Source organism: Thioalkalivibrio sp. ARh3 (assembly GCF_000377265.1).
Lineage (GTDB): Bacteria > Pseudomonadota > Gammaproteobacteria > Ectothiorhodospirales > Ectothiorhodospiraceae > Thioalkalivibrio > Thioalkalivibrio thiocyanoxidans.
The window spans coordinates 22824-47101 of sequence record NZ_KB897948.1 but is presented as its reverse complement, the minus strand read 5'-3'; the positions used below and the strand labels follow the sequence as shown (position 1 = coordinate 47101).

Sequence of the window (24278 nt, the reverse complement as noted above, 5' to 3'; positions counted from 1 at the left end):
CTCGTGTGCTTCGCAAGCGGGCGTCAGAGTCTGCGCCGGTACCAGTGGATCACGAGCCAGTCATACAGCGCGTGGGTGATGATGACCACCAGCAGGTTGCCTGTCAGGTAATAGACGAGTCCCAGATAGAGCCCGATGGCTGTGGCAAAAACGAAATAGAGCCGCGTGATCGCATGGGCCAGGCCGAAGATTACCCCGGCGATCAGGATGGCCAGGAACGCCGGGAGGTGGGTGTCCAGCCAGGTCTGCAGGACACCGCGTATCAGGAGTTCCTCGCCGAGCCCGGCCAGTAGAGAGATCAGCAGGATGGCCCCCGGCCAGGCGTTTCCGAACAACCGCGCGATGAAATCGCGCACCTGGCCCGAAAGGGTGTCGTAGGCGGACCCGCCGAAATGCGCGACCAGCCCCAGCATCGCCAGCATTGGCAGGACCGCGAGTACGCCGATCAATGCATGATCGGGGTCCCAATACAGGTGCTCGCCCAGCGGAATCCCGGCGATTGCGGCCAGCAGGAATGCCAGGGGAATCAGGGCGGCCTGGAACATCAGGCCGAGCAAAAGGGGATGGCTGCGCAGGTTCATGGGCGCAGGGTACCGTAGCGATGGGAAACCCTGTTATCGGATGCCCATCAGTGTCTGGACATGGCTGCGCACGCTGCGCGACAGCGCGGCGAGATCGTATCCGCCCTCCAGCACCGAGACCAGGCGTCCGGCCGTGTGCCGCTCGGCAATGTCCAGCAGCTGGCGCGTGATCCACTCGAAGTCGCTCTCGACCAGATTGAGACCGGCGAGCGGGTCGTCCCGGTGGGCGTCGAACCCGGCTGATATCAGGATCAACTCCGGCCGGAATCGTTCCAGGGCGGGCAGCCAGTCGCGCTCGATCGCCGCGCGAAAGGCGGGGCCGTCTGTACCCGCCGCGAGCGGCGTATGAACCAGGTGCTCGCGGCGGGACAGCGGGCGGTCCGGGTAGAACGGATGCTGGAAGCTGGAGCAGAACAGCACCCGGGGGTCATCGCGAAAGATATCCTCGGTCCCGTTGCCGTGGTGAACGTCGAAGTCCGCGATTGCGACACGGCTCAGGCCGTGCCCCTCCAGTGCCCAGCGCGCCGCGATGGCCACGTTGTTGAACAGGCAAAAGCCCATCGCCCGGTCCCGTTCCGCGTGGTGGCCCGGGGGACGAACCGCACAGAAGGCATGGTCAGCCTTGCCGTCCAGTACCCGCCGAACGCCCTCGATTGCCGCGCCGGCCGCATGATGTGCCGCGAAGACCGAGTGCTCATTGATACGGGTGTCGGGGTCCACTGCGACGCGAACGCCGGGCCCCGGTTGTGCGGCATGAATCGCGTCCACGTGTGCGCGGGTGTGGGCACGCGTCAGGTCCTCGTCCGTCGCTGCCGCTGGATCCTCGAGACGTTCCAGTCGCGCAAGGTTTTGCAGCGCGGCATCGATGGCGGCCAGGCGCTGCGGGCACTCCGGGTGTCCGGATCCCGGATCGTGAAGTCGGCCGGAGGGGTGGGTGATGTACAGGGTTCGCGCCATGGGCTTCGACCTCTGCTTGCTGGCCACGACATGCGGCGGGCGTCAGCGTAACTGGCTGTCCTTGGAGGCGCGCCGGTTGTAGGGGCTGAAGGCTGCGTCCGACTCGTCATGTGCTTCCTGGCAGGGGACGCACAGGCGTACGCCGGGCAGGGCACGGCGGCGGGCCTCGGGGATCGCGGCCCCGCATTCCTCGCACTCTTCCAGACTGTCGCCTTGCGGGAGCTGGCTGCGCACCCGCGCCAGCGCATCCTCGACAGTGTCGTCGATCTGTTCCTGTTCCGCGCCGTCTTTGGACCAGCCGCCTGCCATGACTCCGCTCCACTGAAACCCGCAGGGATTAGATACCCATGGCCCGGCAGGGAGTTCCCGGGTTGTTAGCCACCGTGGCCGAATTCGCGGGCGACGTAGTCGATGTCCTTGTCGCCCCGGCCGGACAGGTTGGCGAGGATCGTGACGCCGGGATGCTCGCGGCCGTGTTTCATCGCCCAGGCGACGGCGTGGGCGCTCTCCAGCGCCGGAATGATGCCCTCGGCGCGTGACAGCTGGTAGAAGGCCTCCAGGGTCTCGTCGTCGCTGATCGCATGGTAGGCCACGCGTTCGATGGTCTTCAGGTAGGAGTGTTCCGGGCCGACGCCGGGGTAGTCCAGCCCCGAGGCGATGGAGTGGACCGGGGCCGGGTTGCCTTCCTCGTCGGCCAGCAGCATGCACTTGAAGCCGTGGATCATGCCGGGCTTGCCGTAGGTCATCGTGGCGGAGTGCTGGCCCAGCTTGGTGCCGCGTCCGAGCGGCTCGACCCCGTTCAGCTGGACGCCGGCGTCCTCGATGAAGCCGGCAAACATACCCATCGCGTTGGAGCCTCCGCCGACGCAGGCGACGACGTGATCGGGCAGCTCGCCACCGGTCATCTCCATGAACTGCTCGCGCGCCTCGATGCCGACTACGGACTGGAAGTTGCGCACCATCAGCGGGAACGGGTGCGGCCCCACCACAGAGCCAATCGCGAACAGCGCCTCGTCGGCCTGCGACAGATAGGACTGGAAGGCGGAGTCCACGGCCTCCTTGAGCGAACGCCCGCCAAAGGAGACCGGCACGACCTGTGCGCCCATCAGTTTCATGCGGGTGACGTTGGGCGCTTCCTTGGCGATGTCGATCTCGCCCATGTGGATCTCGCATTCCATGCCGAAGTACGCGGCCGCCGTGGCCAGCGCGACCCCGTGCTGGCCGGCGCCGGTCTCCGCGATCAGCTTGCGCTTGCCCATGTGCTTGGCCAGCAGGGCCTCGCCCATGCAGTGGTTCAGCTTGTGCGCCCCGGAGTGGTTCAGGTCTTCGCGCTTGAGATAGATATGCGCGCCGGCCTCGCGGCTCAGGTTGTGCGCGTAGTACACCGGGGTGGGGCGGCCCTGGTAGTGCTTGCGGATGTAGCGCAGCTCGTTCAGGAAATCGGCGGAGCGGGCGAGCGCCAGGTAGGCGCGGTTGATCTCGGCAAAATGGGGTTCCAGTTCGGGTGGCAGGAACGCACCCCCGAACTCGCCGAAATAGCCTTCCTGGTTCGGAAAATCCTTCAGGTACGACATCGCCCGCCCTCGTGCATGTTCGAAAGGCCGAATGATCCTGTGCCGGGCGTCCTTTGCCAAGCCCGTTCCTGAAAACGCGGGCCTCAGGTTGATGACAGGCGGTCGCAGACCTGTGCGGTGAGTTCCAGGGAGCGACAGCGGGCGTCATGATCGAAGGTCGTGGTGGTCAGGATCAGTTCGTCGACCTGCGTGACTTCGAGGAAGCGGCGCATCTCCCGCTCGACCGTGTCGGGTGCCCCGATCGCGGAGCAGGCCATGGTCTGTTCGACAATCGCCCGTTCAGCCCGGTCGAGCTGTTCCCGGTAGTGCGGGATCGGGGGGTGGATCGGTTCGGGTCGGCCGCGGCGCAGGCTGATGAAGGCCTGCTCCATGGAACTGGCCAGTGTCTGCGCATCGGTATCGGTGTCGGCCACATAGACGTTGTAGCCGGCCATCACCCAGGGCTTATCCAGGTCCGGGGAGGGCCGGAATTCGCGGCGGTAGATCGCGATCGCGTCATGCAGCTGACCCGGGGCGAAATGCGAGGCAAAGGCGTAGGGCAGCCCCAGGTGCGCCGCAAGCCGGGCCCCGAACAGGCTCGATCCGAGGATCCAGACCGGAACATGCGAACCGGCGCCGGGTATCGCCCGAATGGCCTGGTCCGGAGCGGGGTCCGCCAGGTAGCCCTGCAGCTCCACCACATCGCGTGGGAACTGGTTGGGGTCGCTCTCCGCGCTGCGGCGCAGGGCGCGGGCCGTGGCCGGGTCTGTCCCCGGTGCACGGCCAAGCCCGAGGTCGATCCGACCGGGAAACAGGGCATCCAGTGTCCCGAACTGCTCGGCGACGATCAGCGGCGCGTGGTTGGGCAGCATGATGCCGCCAGCGCCCACGCGGATGCGCGCCGTGGCGGCCGCTACCTGGCCGATGACCACAGCAGTCGCCGCACTGGCGATCCCCGGCATGTTGTGGTGCTCGGCGAGCCAGTACCGCGTGAATCCCCGTTCGTCCGCCCGCCGGGCCAGGTCGAGGGTGTTGTGCAGGGCCTGCCCTGCGTCCGACCCCGCAGTGATCGGTGCGAGATCGAGTATGGAGAAGTCCGTCATCGGGGCATTGTAGGACAGGGAGCGTTGTGCCGATTGTCGGGTGACGGGGTAGCGGGGAATCGAGGCACCGTGCGGGCAGAGTGGGTCTATAGTCCGGGGTAGGGACGGAAAGAGGGCCGCAGCATGGGCATCGCGAGAACCCTGAGTGACTATCTGGCGGCACAGGGTGTCGCTTATGAACTGGTTCGGCACCCGTATTCCAGCAGTGCCACCCGAACGGCAGAGGCCGCGCACGTGCCCGGTGATCGGCTGGCGAAGGCCGTGCTGGTGGAGGATGCCGGCCATTACATGCTGGCGATCCTGCCGTCGTCGCGGCGCCTGCACTTCGGGCAGCTCCACCACCTGATCGGGGAGCATGTCGGGCTGGCCACCGAAAGGGAGGTGGCTGAACTCTTCCCGGATTGTGCACTGGGCGCGATCCCGGCCCTGGCCGAGCCCTACGGCCTGGAGGCGATGCTGGACGAACATGCCCCCACCGAGGGGGATGTATATCTCGAGGGTGGCGATCACGAGACCCTGGTGAAGCTGCCGGCCCTTGCCTGGCGGGACCTCCTGGGTGCGGCCCGGCACGGGTTGTTCAGTCGGCATTTGTAGCCGCTGTCGGTTGCACCATCGGCGTGTGCGGTGAATGCTGCGCTGATGGAAATCGCGATTCGTTTGCAGGGGCTGGTGCGCAGCTATAACGGCACCCGCGCGGTGGATGGTGTCGATCTGGAAGTCCCGAGGGGGAGCATCCTCGGCCTTCTGGGGCCGAACGGTGCCGGCAAGACCACCATCGTGCGCATGCTGGCCACCCTGATCACCCCGGATGCGGGCAGGGCCGAGGTGGGCGGCTTCGATGTCGTGCACGAGGCGGCGCGGGTGCGCGAGATCGTCGGGCTGACCGGGCAGTATGCCTCGGTCGACGAGAAGCTGACCGGGCGCGAGAACCTGTTGCTGATCGCGCGGTTGCTGGGTCTGGGGCGTCGCGACGCGCGTCGGCGCGCGGACGAGTTGCTGGGGCAGTTTCATCTCCAGGACGCGGCGAACCGTCCGGCACAGACCTATTCCGGTGGCATGCGGCGGCGGCTGGACCTGGCGGCCAGTCTGGTCGGGAACCCTGCCATTCTCTTTCTCGACGAGCCGACCACGGGACTGGACCCGCGGGCGCGCCGCGACCTGTGGCGCCTTGTGGGAGAACTGCGGGAGCAGGGCACCACCGTGCTGCTGACCACCCAGTATCTGGATGAAGCCGACGCCCTGGCAGATCGGATCGTGGTGCTGGATCGCGGGCGGATCATTGCCGAGGGGACCTCGGCGGAATTGAAGGAACGCGTGGGTGGCCGCTCGCTGTTCGTGGTAGTGGCGGACTCGGCCCGGCTCGATGATGCGGCGGAGGCGATCGCGCGTATCGTCGGGGAGGGCCCGCAGGCGCGGGACAGCACGCTGAGCGTCGCCGTGACGAGCAGTGCCGTGGTGCCGAAGGTGCTGCGGGCCCTGGATCAGGCGGAAATCGAGGTGGTCGAACTCGGTTTGCGCACCGCGAGCCTGGACGATGTCTTTCTGGCGCTGACCGGGCATGCGGCCGAGGCCACGTCCGAGATGTCAGAGGAGGACGCATGAAAGCACTGGACCAGACGCTGGCGCTGGCTTGGCGCAGTCTCGTGCAGGTGCGTCGCAATCCCTGGGAGCTGGGGGATTATTCCATCCAGCCGATCCTGTTTCTGGTGCTGTTCCTGTACGTGTTCGGCGGCGCGGTGGCGGGCTCGACCGAAGCCTATCTGCCATTCGTTCTGCCCGGTGTGATCGCGATGAACATGCTGTTCGTCACCGTCTACGTCGGGCACGGCCTGAATACGGATCTCACGCGCGGCGTGTTCGATCGCTTTCGCGCCCTGCCCATTCCGCGCTGGGCGCCACTGGCCGGGCGCATCCTGGCCGATCTGCTGAAACAGGCCCTTTGTATCGCGCTGTTGCTGATCGTGGGGGTGTTGCTGGGCTTCCGGATCGAGACCTCGGTCTGGGAGGTGCTGGCGATGGTGGCGCTGGTGCTGGTCTTCGCGTCGGCTGCGTCCTGGATTATGGTGCTGGTCGGTGTTCTGTCACGCGACCCCGAACATGTGCAGCTGTTCGGTTTTACGGCGTTGTTCCCGGTGACGTTCGTCTCCACCGCCTTTGTACCGCTGGATACCATGCCCGCCGTGCTGCAGCCCTTCGTGCAGGCCAACCCCGTCTCGTTGCTCGCGGACGCCTCGCGCGCCCTGTTGGGCGGGGGCAATGCGCTGGAGCCCGCCTTGTGGACCCTCGTCTGGGCTGCCGCGATTGCGGTGATCTTTGCACCGCTGTCCGTCTGGGCCCTGAATCGGCGTCTGGCGCGGGGATAGAGGCCCGGGAGAGGCGCCCCTCCGAAATTACATGCGCAGGTCCACGCGTTCAGAGCCCGGTGCGTCGATCCCGCGGTGCAGCAGTAGCGTCCCGCTCGCGTTCAGCAGTTCGGTGCTCAGCTGGCGAAACCGCACAACCGTCTCGGTCAGGCGCAGGCGGCTTTCCAGCAGGTCGCGCTGGGCCTGCGCCACGGCCAGTGCTGTGCCGGCTCCGACCCGGAATCGGGTCTGTTCGACTCGCAGGAGTTCCTCCTGCAGCTCGATGGTCTCTTCCTGCGCGCGGATCTGCTCGCGCACGCGGGCGGCGTCGAACCAGACCGAGCGCACGTCTTCGATCGCCAGCTGTTCCAGATTGGCCAGGGTCTCGGCGATCTGCTGCCGTGTAAGGCGGGCGCGCGTGTGCTCCGCCTCGGCGGCACGGTTGCCGATCGGCATCTCGAAGCGCAGCCCCGCGGCGAGGTCGTAGCCGTCGCCCTGGGTGTCGCGGAAGGTACGCCCGAAGCTGTCCGCATAGCCCGATTGCCCCAGCGTGACGAAGAAGTCCAGCCGGGGGAGGAGTCCGTTGCGGGTGCGGATGACCTCCAGCTCGTCGCGCTGAACTCGCAGGCGGGTCTCGTTCAAGTCCGCGCGGTGATCGCGCGCCAGCGCCACGTAGGTATCGAGCGGCTCGATCTCGTACCGGTCCAGCGCCGGTTCGGAGCTGGTCAGCAGCCGCGTGTCCCACAGGCCCCCGTCGCCCTGGAGCAGGCGCGCCAGGGTGTCCTGGGCGCGGGCGCGCTCGCTGCGGGCATCGATCAGCCCCTGGCGACGCAGAGCGACCTCGGCGCGTGCGGATACGGCCTCGGTCTCCGGCCGATCACCGGCATCGATGCGGCGTTGCGTCTCGTCCAGTTGCTGGCTGGCGACCGCCAGGGCCTCCTCGAAGATTTCGATCTGCTCGCCGGCGAGCACCAGGTCCCAGTAGGCCGTCTCGACGTCGGTGATCAGCTGCTCGACGAAGGCGCGCACCTCGTACTCGGTGGCCTCGACGTCCAGCCCGGCCTGCTGCAGGCGCACGAGATTGGACTCGATCCGGCCCCCGCGCAGAAGGGCCTGAGTCAGCGTCAGGCCGGCGCGCGAGGAAAACTGAGTCTGGTCGACCCGCGAACTGCTGGCGCGCTGGCTGCGTACGGACAGGCTCAGGTCGGTACCCGTCGGGAGCGACTGACGAACGCCCGCCTCGCCGAAGCGCTGGGTCGAGGTGACCTCGTCGGTATCTTCTTCGGCCTCTTCCAGCAGGCGCACGCTCTGGTCCCGGCTGACCTCGACCTCGGCGAACAGCTCGGGGTCGAACACGGCGCGCTCCTGTGCCTCGAAGGTACCCGCGATCGCGGTCTGCAGGCGTTCGGCGCGCAGGCCACGGTTGCCTTCCAGTGCCCGCGCCACGGCTTCTTCCAGCGAGAGCGTCTCCTCACCGACCGGCTCGCGGGCGAACGGATCGATCGCCATCAGCTGCTCGGCCGGCAGTGAAAGGCGCAACCCGTTGCCTGTCGGCTCGTCTTCGTCTGCCGTGGCGGGAATGGCCAGGGCCAGCGAAGCCAGCAGTGGCAGCGCGACTCGGTACAGGCTAGGCATCTTCGGTTCCGACTCGGTAGACGGGCTGTGGCCGCTCGCCGCGACGGTGGAACAGCAGGTAGAGCGTCGGGATCAGCACCAGGGTGATCAGGGTAGACGACAGCAGCCCGCCGATCACTACCCGTGCCATCGGCGCTTGGGCCTCACCGCCGTCGCCCATGCCGATGGCCAGGGGCGAGAGGGCCAGTATCGTGGTGAGCGTGGTCATCAGGATGGGGCGCAGGCGCTCGCCGGCTGCAGCCACGACTGCCTCGCGCAGGTCCATGCCGTCGTCACGGTGTCGTCGGGCCATGCGGTCCACCAGCAGGATCGCATTGTTCACCACAATGCCGACCAGCAGCAGCACGCCGATCAGCGACTGCACGTTGAGCGTGGTGTCGGTGACGATCAGCGCGCCGGTGACCCCGATGATCGCCAGCGGGATCGAGAACATCACAATCAGGGGGTCGCGCAGGGATTCGTACAGGCTGGCCATGACCATGTACACCAGCAGGGTGGCCAGCATCGTACCCAGCAGCAGTTCCGAGAATGCGGCTTCCTGTTCTTCGATATCGCCCGTGACGGAGTAGTCGATCTCCTCGGGCAGCGGGATGTCTGCCAGGGCCTCGCGGACCGAGGCCGCGACTTCGCCCAGCGAACGGTCCCCCAGATTGATGAACAGCGTCCGTACGCGGGCCTGTTCACGTCGTTCGATGCTGTCGGGCCCGATCTCGGTGTCGAATGAAATCAGGCTGCGCAAGGCGACGCGTTCGCCGTCCTCGCTACGCACGGTCAGGTTGAGCAGGTCGTCCAGCGAGCTCTGGTCCGCGTCGCGAAGCTGCACCCATATGCGGGTCTCGTCGCCCCCCGCGCGCAGCTGTCCGGCACTGGAGCCCCCCAGCGCAGTCTCCAGCGTCTGGGCAATGGTGCGCACATCTACGCCGAGGTCGGCGGCGCGGTCACGATGGATGCGGGTGGCGAATTCGGGCTGGCCGCCATCGGCCCCCACCCGCGTGTCGGTAATGCCGGGGACATCGGCCAGCGCCTCCTCGAAGCGCTCCAGCACCGCATTCATGGTCGACAGCTCGAAACCGCGTACCTCGACCGACAGGCGCTCCTCGTCATCGCCGCGCCCGAACCCGCGGAAGAAGATGCTGCTGGAGGCGCGCACCCGGATCTCGGTTCCGGGCGGGCTGCCCAGGGCCTCGCGCAGGGCAACGGCAATCTCCTCGGAAGAACGGCTGCGACTGTCGCGCGAGCCGACCATCACGCGCATGTTGCCGGAGGCGGGCGACGACGCACGGAAGGCGGAGGCGCCGGAGCTGGACACCAGGTTCTGGAGCTCCGGCACCTCGTCGCGGATGACCTCTTCCAGGCCGGCCATCGTGGAGTACAGTTCGTCCAGCGGCGTCCCGGGCTCCATGGAGACATGGACGCGCAGCTCGCCCTCGTCGGTGGCGGGCAGGAATTCGGTACCAACGCCGCGCAGGCCGGCGAGTGCGATGACCATCAGCAAGGCACTCATGCCGATCACCATCCAGGGATGGGCCAGTGTGCCGCGCAGCAGGCCTTGGTAACGCAGCTCCATGCGGGCGAGGGCACTGGTGTCGCCCCTGGGCATCGGGGCGCGCGCCATCAGCATCGGCACCACCGTCAGGGCCACGATCAGCGAGGCGGCGAGGGCAAAGGCCACGACGGCGGCGAGCGGCTTGAAGAGCTGCCCGGCCAGTTCCTGGGCGAAGAACAGCGGCAGGAAGATGGCCACGGTGGTCAACGTGCTGGCGATGATCGCGGGCGCCACGCGGCCGGTACCGCTGATGGCGGCCCCGATAGCTCCTTGCTCCGCGTGCTCCTCCCGCCTTCGGGCGATGCTCTCGATCACCACGATCGCGTTGTCGACCATCAGGCCCACGCCCAGTGCGATGCCGCCCATGGTCATCAGGTTGAGCGACTGTCCGCCGAAGTAGACCAGCCCGAACGTCGATATGACCGCGAGCGGGATCGCGGTGGCCGCCACCAGCGTGTAGCGGATGTTGCGCAGAAAGACGAGCAGTACCAGAACGGCCAGCGCGCTCCCGTACAGGATCGCCTGCCCGACATTGGTGATGGAGCTGCGGATGAATCCGGCCTCGTCGGTCACGGCACGGATGTCGATCTGTGGGAAATCGCGGTTGAGCCGGACCAGTTCGGCATGCACCGCCTCGGAGACCTCGACCGTATTGGCGTCCGCCAGTTTGCGCACGGCCAGCTGGACGCCTTCTTCCTGGTTGACCCGGAAACGGCGGGTGACGCGCTGGTGCGTATCACGGACCTCGGCGACCTGGTGCAGGTAGGTCACGCCATCCTCGCTGCGCTGGACCACGGTATCGCGTATCTCGCCCACCGAGCGGAACTCGGCCGGCGTGCGCAGGCGGTACTCACGGCGACCGTCCATGATCGGGCCGCCGGGGGTGATCACGTTGGCATCGCGGATGCGGTTGCGCAGGTCATCCAGCCCCAGGTCGATCGCCTGTATCCGGTCTGGATCGACCTCCACGCGCACTTCTCTTTCCAGCCCGCCAAACGTGTCCACCGCGGCTACGCCGGGGATGCGCTCCAGGCGCGGCGCAATGCGGTTGTCGATCAGGGTGCGCAGGTGAATGGCATCGAGCTGCGACCCGACGCCCAGGCGCATGATGGGCGAGTCCTGGGTGTCGAACTGGCGCACCAGGGGCCGATCCGCCCCATCCGGCAGCTGACCTTCAATACGCGCCAGACGATCGCGCAGGTCATCAACGGCCTGGCGGATATCCGTGCCCCATGCAAAGTTGACGCGTACATTGCTGTTGCCTTCGGCCGAAGTGGACCGGATCTCCTGGGCCCCGGTGATCGCGGCCGCTGCCTGTTCCACCGGGCGGGTCACCAGTTGCTCGACCTCCTCGGCCCCGGCGTTGGGGTAGGAGGTCATCACCGTGACCACCGGATAGGTGATGTCGGGCAGGAGGTCGACCGGGAGGCGGGTCAGCGCGGTCAGGCCCAGGATCACCACGATCAGGGCCACCATGCTGGTCAGCACGGGGCGGTGGACGGTAAGTCGAGCCGGATTCACGGCTCTTCGGTCTCCGACAGGTCCGGGGCGAAGTCCGCGCCGGGAACGCTGAGCGGATCGGTCAGGCGCAGCGGGGTGCCATCGGCGAGCAGGTGTTGCCCCAGCACCACCACCTCGCTGCCCTCGGGCAACTCGGGTTCCAGCAGCTCGATCCAGTTGCCGTCACGCACGCCGGTAACGGCCATGTGGCGGCGAGCCTCTGGCCGTTCGCCGCTACGGTCTACGCTGAACAGGGTGGGACCCGCCTCGCGCTGGATGATGGCGTCCCGCGGTATCGCCAGCGTGTCCGAGCGCTGGCCGAGAGTGATCGCGGTTTCGACAAACATCCCGGGCCGCAGGCGTTCATCGTCGTTCGGTACTTCGACCTCGATTCGTGCCTGGCGCGAACCCGGGCGAAACTCCGGGGAGATCCGTGTGATGGTGCCTTCGAATAACTCGTCGGGGTACGAGGAGGTGCGCACGGTCACTTCCTGGCCGCGCGAGATCCGCGAATAGTCCGCTTCGGTGACTGCCAGAATCGCGCGGACCGGCTGCAGTGTGACGAGTGCCAGCGCGGGTTCGTTGGCGCTGATCACCGAGCCGGGGTCAACCAGGCGTTCGGCCACCCAGCGGGTGGTGCTGCCCGGGTCGGCGTCGATACGCGTGTAGCCCAGCTGGATCTCGCGGGTGCGCAGGGCAGAGCGGCGTTGTCGAATCTGGGACTCGGCAAGCGCCACGCGGGTCTGTGCCAAGGCGAGTTCGGTCTCGGCGGCCTCCAGCTCCGAGCGCGAGGCGATCCCCTGGTCGCGCAATTCGCGGGTGCGCTGCAGGTCGCGCTGGGCGGCGTTACGGCTGGCGACGGCCTCCGCCAGGCTGGCTTCGGCCACTTCCAGCTCGGCCTCGGCCTGCGTGACGTCCTGCTCGAATTCCTCGGTATCCAGCTGTAGCAGGGGGTCACCCGGTTCCACTCGGTCGCCCAGGTTCACGAAGACCTCGGCCACGCGGCCCCCGACGCGCGGTGTAATCACGATGCGATCGGCACCCTCGATACTGCCGGTGAAGCGGCGACGTTCCACCAGGTCCTGCGGCTGAACGGTAGCCACGGCGACGGCCACGGGCCGCGTTTCGCCGCCGCCAGCTCGCGTGGAGGTGGCCTGATCGTCATCGGTGCCCCAGACGAGCCAGGCCAGTACGCCGCCCGCCAGGAGAAACAGGATCAGCGTGATTACGGTGGAGGCTTTGGGCATGCGGGGGCTCAGAATTGGTGAGCGGGATCACGATATGCTGCGAGTGTGCCCCAAGCCGCTGAATCCCGCATGAACCTCGTTCATTTTGCCTATTTCGGTTCAAAATACTCGGGCAGGTGTCAACAAGCAGCGGTGCGCGAGGCGTGAGAGGAGGACCGATGATCAATACAAGGGATGGGGTCGGGCTGGTGGGCTGGGTGGCCCTGGTGTTCCTGGTGGCCTCCGCGGGCGGGTATGCCACCAGCCTGTCGGTGCAGGACTGGTACCAGACGCTGGAGCGTCCGGCACTTAATCCACCCGACGCCGTATTCGGTCCGGTCTGGACGATACTGTTTGCGCTGATGGCCGTGGCCGTCTGGCGGGTATGGCGTCGCGTCGGCTTCGCGGGGGCGCCGGTCGCGATAGGACTGTTCCTCGCCCAGCTGGTGCTGAATCTGGGCTGGTCCGTGCTGTTCTTCGGTATGCAAAGGCCCGATCTGGCATTGATCGAGATCCTGATTCTCTGGCCGCTGATCCTGGCGACTCTGATCGCCTTCTGGCGTCACGACCGGATCGCGAGCGCGCTGTTGCTGCCGTACCTGCTGTGGGTGGGCTTTGCGATCTACCTGAACGCGGCGATCGTTGTCCTCAATTAACGCGAGCGTCACATGGACCCGGTATCCTGACGCGCGCTTTCGCGGGACCGCGCCATGGGGGTGTGGTTCGGCCGCGAGGGCACCACCCCTATCGGCAAATGGTAACGATGTGTCCGAGAGCAGGATGAGCAGCGTATCCGGACAGCCAGACCCGGGCAGCCCGCCCACGCTGGGACTGAGCGCGTATGCGCGCATCACCGCGAACTACTGGGCGTTTACCGTCACCGACGGCGCGATCCGAATGCTGGTCGTGCTGTTCTTCCACCAGCTGGGCTACAGCCCGCTAGAAATCGCGTTCCTGTTCCTGTTCTACGAGCTGTTCGGGGTGATCACCAACCTGACCGGCGGCTGGCTGGCGGCACGGCTGGGGGTGAACACGACCATGATCGCCGGGACCCTGCTACAGGTCGCGGCCCTGTTGATGCTCACGGTGCCGGAGGCCTGGCTGGGCGTGGCCTACGTGATGTTCGCGCAGGCCGTTTCGGGCATCGCCAAGGACCTGAACAAGATGAGTGCGAAGTCCGGGGTGAAGCTGGTCGCCGGCGACGGGGAGGGGCGGCTGTTTCGCTGGGTGGCGGTACTCACCGGCTCGAAGAATGCGCTGAAGGGGGTCGGCTTCTTCGTCGGCGGGGCGCTGCTGTACTCGGTCGGGTTCCAGATGGCGCTGGTGATCCTGGCCGGGATGCTGGCCGTGGTGATGCTGTTCTCCATCGTCGGCCTGCCACGCGGGCTGGGGAAGATGGGCGGCAAGCCGAAATTCACCCAGATGTTTTCCAATTCCGCCGCGATCAACGTGCTCTCGGCCGCGCGGTTCTTCCTGTTCGGCGCGCGCGATGTCTGGTTCGTGGTGGCCCTGCCGGTGTTCCTGAGCGCGACGCTGGACTGGAACCACATGCAGGTGGGGGCGTTTCTGGCGCTGTGGGTGATCGGCTACGGCATCGTGCAGGCCTCGGTGCCGCGGCTGCTGGGGCGCGGCGGGCTGCACCCGACCGGTCTGACCGCACGCCTGTGGGCCTTCATCCTGATGCTGCTGCCCATCGGGATCGTGATCGGCCTGGAGACGGGACTGGACCCGGGCTGGGTGCTGATGGTCGGACTGGGCGTGTTCGGGGTGGTATTTGCGATCAACTCCGCCGTGCATTCGTTCCTGATCCTCGACTATGCGGAGAGCGATCGGGTCGCGATGAAGGTCGGCTTCTATTACATGGCCAACGCCGGTGGGCGTCTCGTCGGCACCATCGCCTCCGGTGCCATCTTCATGTTCTGGGGCCTGGAGGGCACGCTGATCGCATCCACACTGTTCATCTTCGCCACCTGGATGATCTCCTCCCTGCTCCCTCGGGAGCCCGCCCGGGCTTGAGAAGAGGGTTCACTTTCAGTCTTCAAATCACTGTAATCCGTCGATGACTGCCTCGAGGGTGCGGGAACGGTAGCGGTCCGCGTGGCGCACCCAGCCGAGCTGGCGGGTGATGGGTGGGGCGGGCCATTCGAGGATGGCCAGTTCGTCGGTGGCCATGGTGCGGGGGAGGAAGCCGATCCCGAGGCCGGCGGCGATCATCATGCGGATGACCTCCAGGTACGGGCTCTCCTGCGCCGCGGTGGGGTGCAGGCCCTGTGCGGCCAGGGCCTGATCGATCTGGCGACGGGTGGTGGAGTCCACCGGTGGCAGGATCGCCGGCCAGTCGTGCAGCCGTTGCAGTGTTTCCAGCGGGGCATCCTGGGCGCGGCCACGGGCGATCATCGGGACCAGTTCGTCGGTCCAGACGGTGTGCGCCTCGGCGTCCTTTGGCAGGTCGCCGGGCAGTGTGGCCAGGGCCAGATCGGCGTCACCGTGCATGACCGCTTCGATGCCGGCCTCGGAATCCATGAACGCGAGTTCCAGCTCCAGCTCGGGGTAACGGATGCGCAGAGCGGCCAGCGGCGCGGGCAGGCGGTGCAGGGCGATGTGGTGCGAGGTGGCCAGGCGGATGCGTCCGCGAACGACCTGGTCGAGGTCCGCCACCTGCTGCTCGATCGCGTGCAGGCGGGCCAGGATCTCGCGTGCCTCGGGCAGCAGGCGTTCGGCGACCTCTGTGGGCCGCACGCGGCGCCCCTGACGTTCGAACAGGGGGCGTTGCAAGGTGGCCTCCAGCGACTGGATGCGCTTGCTGATCGCCGGCTGGGTCAGGTGCAGCCGCTCGGCCGCGGCGGAGAAGGCGCCGGTATCGACCACCGCCACGAAGGCCTGCAGGGACTCGATGCTGAGCTGTTCCGGGCGCATCCGCCGCCTCCGTGGGATAATGACCGGCTGACTGATGCGGTGCCGAATCGTCAACCCATAACCAGAGGGAATGGTAAAGATAATAAATCGGATTTGAAAGAATATAAGGGCGGCCGCAGACTGGCAATGCGGTGGTACCGCTCGTCTGTAGGAGGCCAGCCCTCTGGCCGATTGGCCCCGACGTCGAATCGGCCAGAGGGCTGGCCTCCTACAGGGGCTTTAGCGCCCGCGGTGGCGTATCGAAAACATGGCTGGAATATCGCGGAGTGGCCGCGGGAGCAGGTGATGGCAGGCAAGACACTGTACGACAAGCTGTGGGAGGCGCATGTGGTGCGCGAGGAGCCGGATGGCTCGACGCTGCTCTACATCGACCGCCACCTGGTGCACGAGGTGACCAGCCCGCAGGCCTTCGAGGGTCTGCGTCTGGCCGGGCGCAAGCCCTGGCGCGGGGATTCCGTGCTGGCGGTGCCGGACCACAATGTGCCCACCGCCAATCGAGACCGCGGGATCGAGGATCCGGTCTCGCGCACCCAGGTGGAGACGCTGGAGACCAACGTCACGAGCCTGGGGCTGAAGTTCTTCCCGATGGCGGATGTGCGCCAGGGCATCGTGCATGTGATCGGCCCCGAGCAGGGGGCCACCCTGCCGGGCATGACGGTCGTCTGCGGCGACTCGCATACCTCCACCCACGGCGCGCTGGGCGCGCTGGCCTTCGGCATCGGCACCTCCGAGGTCGAACACGTGCTGGCCACGCAGTGCCTGTGGCAGAAAAAGACCAAGGCCATGCAGATCCGCGTGGAGGGCGAGCTGCGCCCGGGCGTGACCGCCAAGGATGTGGTGCTGGCGATCATCGGCCGCATCGGTACCGCTGGCGGCACCGGCTATGCGATCGAGTTCGCCGGCTCGGCGATCCGCAGCCTGTCGATCGAGGGCCGCATGAGCATCTGCAACATGTCCATCGAGGCCGGGGCCCGCGCGGGCATGGTCGCGGTGGACGAGAAGACCATCGAGTACGTGCGCGGCAAGCCGCAGGCGCCGAGCGGCGAGTTGTTCGAACAGGCCGCAGAATACTGGCGCACGCTGGTCTCCGACCCCGACGCCGAGTTCGACGCGGTGGTGGAGATGGATGCCGCCGAGATCGCCCCGCAGGTGAGCTGGGGCACCTCGCCGGAGATGGTGGCGCCGATCGACGGCCGCGTGCCGGACCCGGCGGCCGAGTCCGATCCGGTGCGCGCCGAGGGCATGAAGCGGGCGCTGGAGTACATGGATCTGCAGCCGAACACGCCGATGACCGAGATCCGGCCAGACAAGGTGTTCATCGGCTCCTGCACGAACTCGCGGATCGAGGACCTGCGTGCGGCCGCCGAGGTGGTCAAGGGCCGCAAGAAGGCCGACAACATCAAGCTGGCGATGGTGGTGCCGGGCTCCGGGCTGGTGAAGCAGCAGGCGGAGCAGGAAGGGCTGGACCGGATCTTTCTGGATGCCGGCTTCGAGTGGCGCGAGCCGGGGTGTTCCATGTGCCTGGCGATGAACGCGGACCGGCTGGAGCCGGGCGAGCGCTGCGCCTCGACCTCGAACCGCAACTTCGAGGGCCGTCAGGGACAGGGCGGGCGTACCCATCTGGTCAGTCCGGCGCTGGCCGCCGCGGCCGCCGTGGCCGGGCACTTTGTCGAACCGTCGGCACTGAAGGAGGCGTAAGCGATGCAGGCCTTTACCGTACACAAGGGGATTGTCGCGCCGCTGGACCGCTCCAATGTCGATACCGACGCGATTATCCCGAAGCAGTACCTGAAGTCGGTCAAGCGCACGGGCTTCGGGCCCAACGCCTTCGACGACTGGCGCTACCTGGATCCGGGCGAACCCGGCATGGACAGCTCGCAGCGCCGGATCAATCCGGATTTCGTGCTCAACCAGGCGCCGTTCGACCAGGCGAGCATCCTGCTGGCGCGCAAGAACTTCGGCTGCGGGTCCTCGCGCGAGCACGCGGTATGGGCACTGACCGACTTCGGTTTTCGTGCGGTGATCGCGCCGTCGTTCGCGGACATCTTTTTCTCCAACAGCTGCAAGAACGGGCTGCTGCCGGTGGTGCTGGACGAGGATGAGGTGCAGGCGCTGTTCCATCAGGTAGAGGCGGACCCGGGCGCGCAGGTCGAGGTGAACCTGGAAGAGATGACCGTAGCGGCACCGGACGGTACCGTGTTCCGTTTCACGCTCGACGAGGACCGGCGCCACCGCCTGCTGAACGGCCTGGATGATATCGCCCTGACGCTGCAGTACGCCGATGACATTCGCGCCTACGAAGAGCGTCAGCGCCGCGAATGGCCGTGGATGGCGGAGCACTCGCAGGGCTGAATGGTGCCCCTTGTAGGAGCCGAGCCCTCTCGGCGATCGGGCGCCACGATAGGCCCAATCGGCCAGAGGGCTGGCCTCCTACAGGTAGAAAAGAAATCCGATTGATCTGATGGTTAGGAGAGGTTTGTGAGCCGAATTCTGGTATTGCCTGGCGACGGGATCGGGCCCGAGATCGTGGCCGAGGCGCTGAAGGTGCTGGAGCGTGTGGGCGAGATCGGCGGGCTGGATCTGGAGATCGAGCAGGGGCTGATCGGGGGCGCGGCGCACGATGCGGCCGGACACCCGTATCCGGAGGCCACCCGCGAGGCGGCCCGCCGCGCCGACGCAATCCTGCTCGGCGCGGTCGGCGGCCCGCAGTACGAGTCGCTGGAGCGTGACCTGCGCCCGGAGCGCGGACTGCTGGGCATCCGTTCGGACCTGGGGCTGTTCGCAAACCTGCGCCCGGCGATCCTGTATCCGCAGCTGGCCTCGGCCTCCACACTGAAGCCGGAGATCGTCAGCGGGCTGGATATCCTGATCGTGCGCGAGCTGACCGGCGGGATCTACTTCGGCCAGCCGCGCGGGATCGAGGAGCGCAATGGCGAGCGCTATGGCTTCAATACCGCCGCCTACAGCGAATCGGAGATCGAACGCATCGCGCGGGTCGGCTTCGAGGCCGCGATGAAGCGCGGCAAGCGCCTGTGCTCGGTGGACAAGGCCAACGTGCTGGAGGTCTCGGAGCTGTGGCGCGAGGTGGTCGAGCGCGTCGGGAAGGAATTCCCGGAGGTCGAGCTGTCTCACATGTATGTGGACAACGCGGCGATGCAGCTGGTGCGTGATCCCAAGCAGTTCGACGTGATGGTCACCGGCAACATGTTCGGCGACATCCTGTCCGACGCCGCGGCCATGCTGACGGGCTCCATCGGCATGCTGCCCTCGGCCTCGCTGAACAGCGAGGGGGTCGGTCTGTACGAGCCGATCCACGGCTCCGCGCCGGATATCGCCGGGCAGGGCAAGGCCAATCCGATGGCGACCGTGCTGTCGGTCGCGATGCTGCTGCGCCACAGCCTGAACCGCAATGACCTGGCCGAGCGCATCGAGCAGGCCGTGGGGCGGGTGCTGGATCAGGGCCTGCGCACGCCGGACATCTTCGGTGAAGGCATGACGCTGGTGGGCACCCAGGGCATGGGCGATTCCCTGGTGGCCGCGCTGGAGAGCTAGGCGTTGTAGCAAATGATGCGTTTCGCTGCGCTCAACGCATCCTACGAATATCACGAATAAACAATAGCGTGAAGCTAGAACTTAAACCGGGAATGAACGATGAGTGACCGCAAGTTTGACGTGGCCGTGGTGGGTGCAACCGGCGCCGTCGGCGAGACCCTGCTCTCCATCCTGGCGGAGCGCGACCTGCCGCTGGGCAAGGTGCATGCGCTGGCCAGTGCACGCTCGGCGGGCAAGACGGTCGCCTTTGGCAATCGCGAGCTGGAGGTCGAGGACCTGGCCACCTTCGATTTCTCCACTGTGCAGATCGGACTGTTCTCGCCGGGGGCCTCGGTGTCTGCGGAGTACGCGCCGAAGGCGGCCGCGGCCGGCTGCGTGGTGATCGACAATACCTCGCAGTTTCGCTACGACCCGGAAATCCCGCTGGTGGTGCCGGAGGTCAACCCGGACGCGGTGGGGGACTACACCCGCCACGGGATCATCGCGAACCCGAACTGCTCCACCATCCAGATGCTGGTGGCGTTGAAGCCGCTGCACGACGCGGTCGGTATCGAGCGCATCAACGTCGCGACGTACCAGGCCGTCTCCGGGACCGGCAAGGATGCGATCGAGGAACTGGCCCACCAGACGGCCGCGCTGCTGAACGGCCGCCCGGTCGAGTGCAATGTGTATCCCAAGCAGATCGCGTTCAACGCGCTGCCGCACATCGACGTCTTCCAGGAAAACGGCTACACCAAGGAAGAGATGAAGATGGTCTGGGAGACCCGCAAGATCATGGGCGACGAGTCCATACTGGTGAACCCGACCGCCGTGCGCATCCCGGTGTTCTACGGCCACTCCGAGGCGCTGCACATCGAGACCCGCGAGAAGATCAGCGCCGAGAAAGCGCGCGAGATCCTCTCCGCGGCGCCGGGCATCACGGTGCTGGACAAGCACGAGGACGGGGGCTACCCGACCGCCGTCACCGAGGGCTCCGGCAAGGACGCGGTGTTCGTCGGGCGGATCCGTGAGGACATCTCTCATCCCCGCGGGCTGGATCTCTGGGTGGTCTCCGACAACGTGCGTAAAGGGGCCGCGTTGAACACGATCCAGATTGCCGAGGTTTTGATCCGGGATTACCTGTGATTTAATCCGGTAAAAGTCCGGGAAAATTCATACCCGGCAAACCGTGGCCAGGGGGCGCGGGGGCTGTCATAGGGCCCCAGGCGATGACGGGCCGCGCGGCACATTCAGGGGGGATGCGTGCGCAAGTTACTATTCGGGCTACTGCTTTTGTTGCTGGTTGCACCGGCGTCATCGAACTCGGTGAGCTTCGGTGAGGTCAGCCTGCAATCTCATCTGAATCAGGCCCTGCGTGCGGAGATTCCGCTGCGGGGGGGTGCCGCGGCCAGTGACTCGCTGCAGGTGCGGCAGGCTTCGGAAAGTGAATACCGTCGCGCCGGCATGAGCCGTGGCGGTGTGCCGAGTGACCTGAACATCCAGGTGCAGGGCGAGGGTGCCGATCGCCGGGTCGTGCTGACGACCCGGCAGCCGGTGCGCGAACCGTATGTAGGCATCCTTCTCGAGGCGCGCTGGGACGGCGGTCGTTCGATGCGCGAAGTGTCCCTGTTGCTGGACCCGCCCGACACCATGCCTGCGGAGGCTGCCGCGCCTGTCCCGCGTGACACCGAACGCGACGCCCCGGCGCGTCGCGACGCGCCTATGCCGCGCGAGGGCGAGTCCTATACCGTGCGTAGCGGCGATACGCTCTATCGCATTGTCGAGCGTGCGGGTCTTGCCGGCATGGCCGATCAGGCCATGATCGCCTTCCTCGAGGCCAACCCGGACGCCTTTGCCGATCAGAACATCAACAGCCTGCGCGCTGGTGCCGAACTGACGGTCCCGTCGCGTTCCGAACTCGAACAGCGCAGTGCATCGGAGGCGCGCGAAGAGGTCCAGCGGCAGACGCAGGCCTGGCGTGACGGCACGGTGACCGCTGCTCGCGAAGAGCCGGAACCGGACGAAACCGCCGAGGCCGAGCCGGAAGTCGAACCGGTCCCGGAAGAAGACGAGGTTGTCGCGGAAGACGATGAAGCCGTTCCCGAGGACGACGAATTGGCCGCGACGGACGAGGACGACGAGGCGGCAGTGGCCGACGACCGGCTGGAGATCGTGACCGAACTCCTGCCTGAGACAGATGAGGGCGCGGCGGCTGCCGCCGAGTCCCCCGATCTGCTCCAGGAGGCCATGCTGTCCCAGCGGGCCGAGATGGAGGGGATGCGCGACGAGATCTCCGAGCTTCGCGAGGAGCTGGGCGAGCGCGGCCGTCTCGCGGAGGTTTCGAGCGAGAACATGGCCGAGCTGGAGGAGCAGCTGAGCCAGCTGCGTGCGGAACGCAATGAACTGATGGCTCGGCTCGACCGGGCGGACGCCGAGCGCAACGCTCCGTTGCACGAGCGGATCATGAACGATCCGCTGCTGATGATGATGGCGATTGCGCTGGCGATCCTGCTGTTGCTGGTCCTGCTGGCGTTCGCGCGTGGCGGCCGCCGCGAGGTCGTGGTGGAGGAGCGTGGCCCCGGGATGCCACCGCGCGCGGACAACAGCGGTGTGCGCGCCGCGGGCGCTGATCGGAGCGGGTACGAGACGCGTGAAGTCGCCGCGGCTCGCTCAGGGGTGGCCGGTGCCGGCACGGCGGCAGCCGCCGGTGGCGCCGCAGCCGGGGTGGCGACCGGGGGCGCAGCGAGCAAGGATGATGATCAGGGCACGCAGGCCACCGATGAGCCGGAGGAGTCGGTGAGCGGGCCCGTGGTCGTCAGTTCCAGTGGCGAGGCCTCGGTGGACGATGTGCTGGCCGAAGTGGATGTATGCCTGGCCTACGGAATGAACGACCAGGCGGAGGAGACGCTGACGCAGGCAATCGAACGGGATCCGGACAACACCCAGTATCGACTGAAGCTGGTCGAGGCGCGCGTGGCACTGGGCAACGAGGAAGGTGCACGCGAGGCTGCATCCGGCCTGCGCGACCGTCTGCCGGCCGATGATCTGGAAACCCGCAACCAGCTGGCCGAGCTGGAGTCGCGTATTGGAGGGGCCGGGGATGACAGCTCGGGGCCGGTGGGTTCCCCGGGTGGTGTCGAAGGTCTGGGTGCGGCAGCCGAGCCGCAGTCCGAAGCCAGGACCGAGACTCCGAACGAGATCGACTTCTCGGGTCTGGATCTTCCGGACGCAGAAGTCGGGGCGGAGGAGATCGACGAGCCCTCCGGGCCGAAGAATGAGTCGGATTCCGGTCTGGCCTTCGATATCGACGAGACGTTCGATCAGGCTGCCGCGGAGCCGGAGGACCCGGCGAAAGCGGACGAGACTGTCGACGATTTGAACGATCTGTCATTCGATATCGACGACAGCGATCTGCCAGGTCTCGACGATCGTGGCGAAGAGACGCTAGCGGGCAGCGACATTCCGGGGCTGGATCTGGGTGAAGACGACACGTCTGCCCCGGGTTCGGAAGAGTTGCCGATGGAAGCGGACGAAGCAGCACCAGTCGGGGCGGACGAGGATAACGAGACGCGTCTGAGCCTCGCCCAGGCCTATGCGGATATGGGTGACGAGGAAGGCGCGCGCGAGTTGATCGACGAGGTCGCGGCCTCCGGCACTGACGAGCAGAAGGCGAAGGCGGAGGCGATTCGCCAGCAGCTGGACGGTTCCTGACCCGCCATCGCGTGTTCTGAAGCAGTATGCTGTCGCGATGATGCGGCAGGGGTTCGACATAGAGAGCGAAGCGGCCGGGCCGGCGTCCCTCTGGGCGCTCCCGGCCGTTTTGCTGGTGTCGGTTTCGCTTGCTACCGCGAAGCCGGTCGTGGTGCTGGCAGTGCTGGTGGGGGCCGCCGGGCTGATCTGGGTGGGGCCGTTTGCCTGGCGGCGCTGCGGGCGCCTGCTCTGGCGCCTGAAATGGTTCTACCTCTCTTTGCTGGTGTTCTTCGGGGTCTGGCCGGTCGACGCACAAGTAGATTCGGCGTTGTCCAGTCTGGTCGAGGCGCTCTGGCGCATCGGTGCGCTGGCGCTGGTGGTGGTCCTAGTGGTCTGGCTGACGGAGCGCTTCTCGCGAGGGGAGCTTGTGCGGGCGCTGTCTTCGTTTCTGGCGGGCCCTGGTGGCTGCTTTGGCACGTGGGGCGAGCGGTTCGCGCAGCGGCTGTTTCTGGCCCTTGCGCTGTTCGAGTCGGATCGGGTCGACATTGAACGGGAACGCGGGATGCTTCGTGGCGGGTGGCGCGAACGATTGCAGGGCGCGCGTGACTGGTTGATCGTGCGTCTGGACCGCGCCCTCAGTGGCGACGTTCGGGCACCAGCGATCGACGCGTCCGCCGGGCGCCGGCGTATGCCCCCCCATGGCGGTGCGGGAGCGGTGGTGTGGTTGTGGATGGTGGCCGTTGCCGTCGGCGCGATGGCCTGGTGGTGGTGAACGGGTAATGACAAGCAAGACGTCCAGAACGCGGGGCACAGACCAGGTGCCTGAAGCGGTTTGTCAGCGCTGGGCGCTGGGCATCGAATACGACGGGCGGGGGTTGCTGGGGTGGCAGCGGCAGAAGGACGGGCCCAGTGTCCAGGGGCAGCTGGAAGCAGCGTTGAGCTTCGTGGCCAATCAGCGGGTCGAGCTCACGTGCGCGGGACGCACGGATGCGGGGGTCCATGCCACGGCTCAGGTGGCGCACTTTGATACCTTGGCGGTGCGGGAGCGGCATTCCTGGGTGCTGGGGGTGAACAGTCGCCTGCCGGACGGGATTGCCCTGCGCTGGGCCGAGCCGGTCGATGACGCCTTCCATGCGCGCTTCAAGGCGTTTGGCCGCCGCTATCGCTATGTGATCGCGAATCGCCCGGTACGTCCCGCACTGGAGGCGGGCCGGGTGGCCTGGTGGCGCCGCCCGCTGGATGCTGCGCGGATGCATGACGCGGCGCAGACCTTTGTGGGCGAGCACGACTTTTCCAGCCTGCGGGCTGCCGGATGCCAGGCCAAATCGCCGATCCGGGAAGTGCATTCGATTGCAGTCCAGCGGCGGGGGTCGTACGTGATCCTGGATATCCATGCCAATGCCTTCCTGCATCACATGGTGCGCAACATCGCCGGGGTTCTCCTGGCGATCGGGGACGGGCGCGAGGCGCCGGGCTGGGCCGCGCGAATTCTTGCCGCCCGCGATCGGCGCGTCTCGGGCATCACGGCCCCGGCCGGGGGGCTTTATTTCGTGCACGTCGACTACCCGCCCGAGTTCGCTCTCCCCAGTGCCGAGGGGCCGGTGCTGGAGGGGATCCCCGGCAATGGGGCGATCTGATTGCGGGAAAGGGGGCGCGGGCTGCGCTTCTGGTAGGCTTTGTCGCTTGATGAATGAGGCC

At 66.9% G+C, this 24278-nt stretch carries 21 protein-coding genes; 12 read left to right on the top strand and 9 right to left on the bottom strand.

The genetic code is table 11. The annotated features are described in order from the left end of the window. Positions 1–23: 23 nt before the first annotated feature. From C995_RS0105025 to C995_RS0105005, 5 genes are all read right to left on the bottom strand, one after another. Positions 24–581: a CPBP family intramembrane glutamic endopeptidase gene (locus C995_RS0105025; RefSeq protein WP_018863900.1), complete on the bottom strand. Its 558-nt coding sequence runs from the start codon at positions 579–581 to the stop codon at positions 24–26. A 33-nt stretch (positions 582–614) separates the two neighbouring features. Then, positions 615–1538, bottom strand: coding sequence for a histone deacetylase family protein (locus C995_RS0105020; RefSeq protein ID WP_018863899.1), 924 nt, complete (start codon positions 1536–1538; stop codon positions 615–617). 42 nt (positions 1539–1580) lie between these two features. Beyond that, positions 1581–1847: a DksA/TraR family C4-type zinc finger protein gene (locus C995_RS0105015; RefSeq protein WP_018863898.1), complete on the bottom strand. Its 267-nt coding sequence runs from the start codon at positions 1845–1847 to the stop codon at positions 1581–1583. Positions 1848–1912: 65 nt separating this feature from the next. After that, a complete protein-coding gene (trpB, locus tag C995_RS0105010; protein ID WP_018863897.1) occupies positions 1913–3112 on the bottom strand; it encodes a tryptophan synthase subunit beta in 1200 nt (399 codons plus the stop codon). 83 nt (positions 3113–3195) lie between these two features. After that, positions 3196–4194 (bottom strand): LLM class flavin-dependent oxidoreductase, encoded by a 999-nt coding sequence (locus C995_RS0105005; protein ID WP_018863896.1) that lies wholly within the window; start codon positions 4192–4194, stop codon positions 3196–3198. A gap of 123 nt (positions 4195–4317) precedes the next feature. Here C995_RS0105005 and C995_RS0105000 point away from each other — a divergent pair, with 123 nt between their 5' ends. Genes C995_RS0105000 through C995_RS0104990 form a run of 3 tightly spaced genes read left to right on the top strand, consistent with a single transcriptional unit; the run spans position 4318 to position 6557 of the window. Continuing rightward, positions 4318–4788 carry an aminoacyl-tRNA deacylase gene (locus C995_RS0105000; protein WP_018139331.1) on the top strand — a complete coding sequence of 157 codons (471 nt, stop codon included), beginning with the start codon at positions 4318–4320 and terminating at the stop codon, positions 4786–4788. Between the two features lie 45 nt (positions 4789–4833). Further along, on the top strand, positions 4834–5796 hold the full coding sequence (locus C995_RS0104995; RefSeq protein WP_019624160.1) for a daunorubicin resistance protein DrrA family ABC transporter ATP-binding protein: 963 nt from the start codon (positions 4834–4836) through the stop codon (positions 5794–5796). Continuing rightward, positions 5793–6557, top strand: coding sequence for an ABC transporter permease (locus C995_RS0104990; protein ID WP_018863894.1), 765 nt, complete (start codon positions 5793–5795; stop codon positions 6555–6557). The genes C995_RS0104995 and C995_RS0104990 overlap by 4 nt, the downstream gene beginning before the upstream one ends. A gap of 27 nt (positions 6558–6584) precedes the next feature. Here the strand turns inward: C995_RS0104990 and C995_RS0104985 are convergent, their stop codons facing one another. From C995_RS0104985 to C995_RS0104975, 3 genes are read right to left on the bottom strand one after another with little or no spacing between them, the layout of a single operon-like run. After that, positions 6585–8171 carry a TolC family protein gene (locus C995_RS0104985; RefSeq protein ID WP_018863893.1) on the bottom strand — a complete coding sequence of 529 codons (1587 nt, stop codon included), beginning with the start codon at positions 8169–8171 and terminating at the stop codon, positions 6585–6587. Beyond that, a complete protein-coding gene (locus tag C995_RS0104980; protein WP_018863892.1) occupies positions 8164–11238 on the bottom strand; it encodes an efflux RND transporter permease subunit in 3075 nt (1024 codons plus the stop codon). Before C995_RS0104980 ends, C995_RS0104985 begins: the two co-directional genes overlap by 8 nt. Then, positions 11235–12464 (bottom strand): efflux RND transporter periplasmic adaptor subunit, encoded by a 1230-nt coding sequence (locus tag C995_RS0104975; RefSeq protein WP_018863891.1) that lies wholly within the window; start codon positions 12462–12464, stop codon positions 11235–11237. Before C995_RS0104975 ends, C995_RS0104980 begins: the two co-directional genes overlap by 4 nt. A 158-nt stretch (positions 12465–12622) precedes the next feature. On the opposite strand from C995_RS0104975, the gene C995_RS0104970 reads away from it, so the two are divergent. Together C995_RS0104970 and arsJ are read left to right on the top strand one after the other, a co-directional pair. Then, positions 12623–13099, top strand: coding sequence for a TspO/MBR family protein (locus C995_RS0104970; protein WP_018863890.1), 477 nt, complete (start codon positions 12623–12625; stop codon positions 13097–13099). Between the two features lie 124 nt (positions 13100–13223). After that, complete coding sequence (gene arsJ, locus C995_RS0104965; RefSeq protein WP_018863889.1) at positions 13224–14459, top strand: organoarsenical effux MFS transporter ArsJ; 1236 nt, start codon at positions 13224–13226, stop codon at positions 14457–14459. 27 nt (positions 14460–14486) lie between these two features. Here the strand turns inward: arsJ and C995_RS0104960 are convergent, their stop codons facing one another. Next, positions 14487–15359 carry a LysR family transcriptional regulator gene (locus C995_RS0104960; RefSeq protein ID WP_018863888.1) on the bottom strand — a complete coding sequence of 291 codons (873 nt, stop codon included), beginning with the start codon at positions 15357–15359 and terminating at the stop codon, positions 14487–14489. 285 nt (positions 15360–15644) lie between these two features. Here C995_RS0104960 and leuC point away from each other — a divergent pair, with 285 nt between their 5' ends. The 7 genes from leuC (at position 15645) to truA (ending at position 24217) form a co-directional block, all read left to right on the top strand. Continuing rightward, positions 15645–17057, top strand: a complete 1413-nt coding sequence (gene leuC, locus C995_RS0104955) for a 3-isopropylmalate dehydratase large subunit (RefSeq protein ID WP_018863887.1) — start codon at positions 15645–15647, stop codon at positions 17055–17057. 3 nt (positions 17058–17060) lie between these two features. Further along, positions 17061–17711: a 3-isopropylmalate dehydratase small subunit gene (leuD, locus tag C995_RS0104950; RefSeq protein WP_018863886.1), complete on the top strand. Its 651-nt coding sequence runs from the start codon at positions 17061–17063 to the stop codon at positions 17709–17711. 126 nt (positions 17712–17837) lie between these two features. Next, entirely contained in the window at positions 17838–18911 is a 1074-nt protein-coding gene (leuB, locus tag C995_RS0104945; protein WP_018863885.1) for a 3-isopropylmalate dehydrogenase, read from the top strand. A 99-nt stretch (positions 18912–19010) separates the two neighbouring features. After that, positions 19011–20036 (top strand): aspartate-semialdehyde dehydrogenase, encoded by a 1026-nt coding sequence (locus C995_RS0104940; RefSeq protein WP_018863884.1) that lies wholly within the window; start codon positions 19011–19013, stop codon positions 20034–20036. A 180-nt stretch (positions 20037–20216) separates the two neighbouring features. Then, a complete protein-coding gene (locus tag C995_RS0104935; RefSeq protein WP_018863883.1) occupies positions 20217–22601 on the top strand; it encodes a FimV/HubP family polar landmark protein in 2385 nt (794 codons plus the stop codon). Between the two features lie 37 nt (positions 22602–22638). Then, positions 22639–23352, top strand: coding sequence for a hypothetical protein (locus tag C995_RS0104930; RefSeq protein WP_018863882.1), 714 nt, complete (start codon positions 22639–22641; stop codon positions 23350–23352). A 76-nt stretch (positions 23353–23428) separates the two neighbouring features. Then, positions 23429–24217 (top strand): tRNA pseudouridine(38-40) synthase TruA, encoded by a 789-nt coding sequence (gene truA / locus C995_RS0104925; RefSeq protein ID WP_026278952.1) that lies wholly within the window; start codon positions 23429–23431, stop codon positions 24215–24217. Positions 24218–24278: the final 61 nt, after the last annotated feature.

Excerpts from the sequence above, each read along its gene's own strand:
- C995_RS0104940 (WP_018863884.1), top strand. The coding sequence starts at position 19,011 with ATGAGTGACCGCAAGTTTGACGTGGCCGTGGTGGGTGCAACCGGCGCC.
- C995_RS0104985 (WP_018863893.1), bottom strand. The coding sequence starts at position 8,171 with ATGCCTAGCCTGTACCGAGTCGCGCTGCCACTGCTGGCTTCGCTGGCC.
- C995_RS0104990 (WP_018863894.1), top strand. The coding sequence starts at position 5,793 with ATGAAAGCACTGGACCAGACGCTGGCGCTGGCTTGGCGCAGTCTCGTG.
- C995_RS0104960 (WP_018863888.1), bottom strand. The coding sequence starts at position 15,359 with ATGCGCCCGGAACAGCTCAGCATCGAGTCCCTGCAGGCCTTCGTGGCG.
- C995_RS0104930 (WP_018863882.1), top strand. The coding sequence starts at position 22,639 with ATGATGCGGCAGGGGTTCGACATAGAGAGCGAAGCGGCCGGGCCGGCG.
- C995_RS0105000 (WP_018139331.1), top strand. The coding sequence starts at position 4,318 with ATGGGCATCGCGAGAACCCTGAGTGACTATCTGGCGGCACAGGGTGTC.
- C995_RS0105020 (WP_018863899.1), bottom strand. The coding sequence starts at position 1,538 with ATGGCGCGAACCCTGTACATCACCCACCCCTCCGGCCGACTTCACGAT.
- leuD (WP_018863886.1), top strand. The coding sequence starts at position 17,061 with ATGCAGGCCTTTACCGTACACAAGGGGATTGTCGCGCCGCTGGACCGC.
- arsJ (WP_018863889.1), top strand. The coding sequence starts at position 13,224 with ATGAGCAGCGTATCCGGACAGCCAGACCCGGGCAGCCCGCCCACGCTG.
- C995_RS0105025 (WP_018863900.1), bottom strand. The coding sequence starts at position 581 with ATGAACCTGCGCAGCCATCCCCTTTTGCTCGGCCTGATGTTCCAGGCC.
- C995_RS0104995 (WP_019624160.1), top strand. The coding sequence starts at position 4,834 with ATGGAAATCGCGATTCGTTTGCAGGGGCTGGTGCGCAGCTATAACGGC.
- C995_RS0104970 (WP_018863890.1), top strand. The coding sequence starts at position 12,623 with ATGATCAATACAAGGGATGGGGTCGGGCTGGTGGGCTGGGTGGCCCTG.
- trpB (WP_018863897.1), bottom strand. The coding sequence starts at position 3,112 with ATGTCGTACCTGAAGGATTTTCCGAACCAGGAAGGCTATTTCGGCGAG.
- C995_RS0104975 (WP_018863891.1), bottom strand. The coding sequence starts at position 12,464 with ATGCCCAAAGCCTCCACCGTAATCACGCTGATCCTGTTTCTCCTGGCG.
- C995_RS0105015 (WP_018863898.1), bottom strand. The coding sequence starts at position 1,847 with ATGGCAGGCGGCTGGTCCAAAGACGGCGCGGAACAGGAACAGATCGAC.
- leuC (WP_018863887.1), top strand. The coding sequence starts at position 15,645 with ATGGCAGGCAAGACACTGTACGACAAGCTGTGGGAGGCGCATGTGGTG.
- C995_RS0105005 (WP_018863896.1), bottom strand. The coding sequence starts at position 4,194 with ATGACGGACTTCTCCATACTCGATCTCGCACCGATCACTGCGGGGTCG.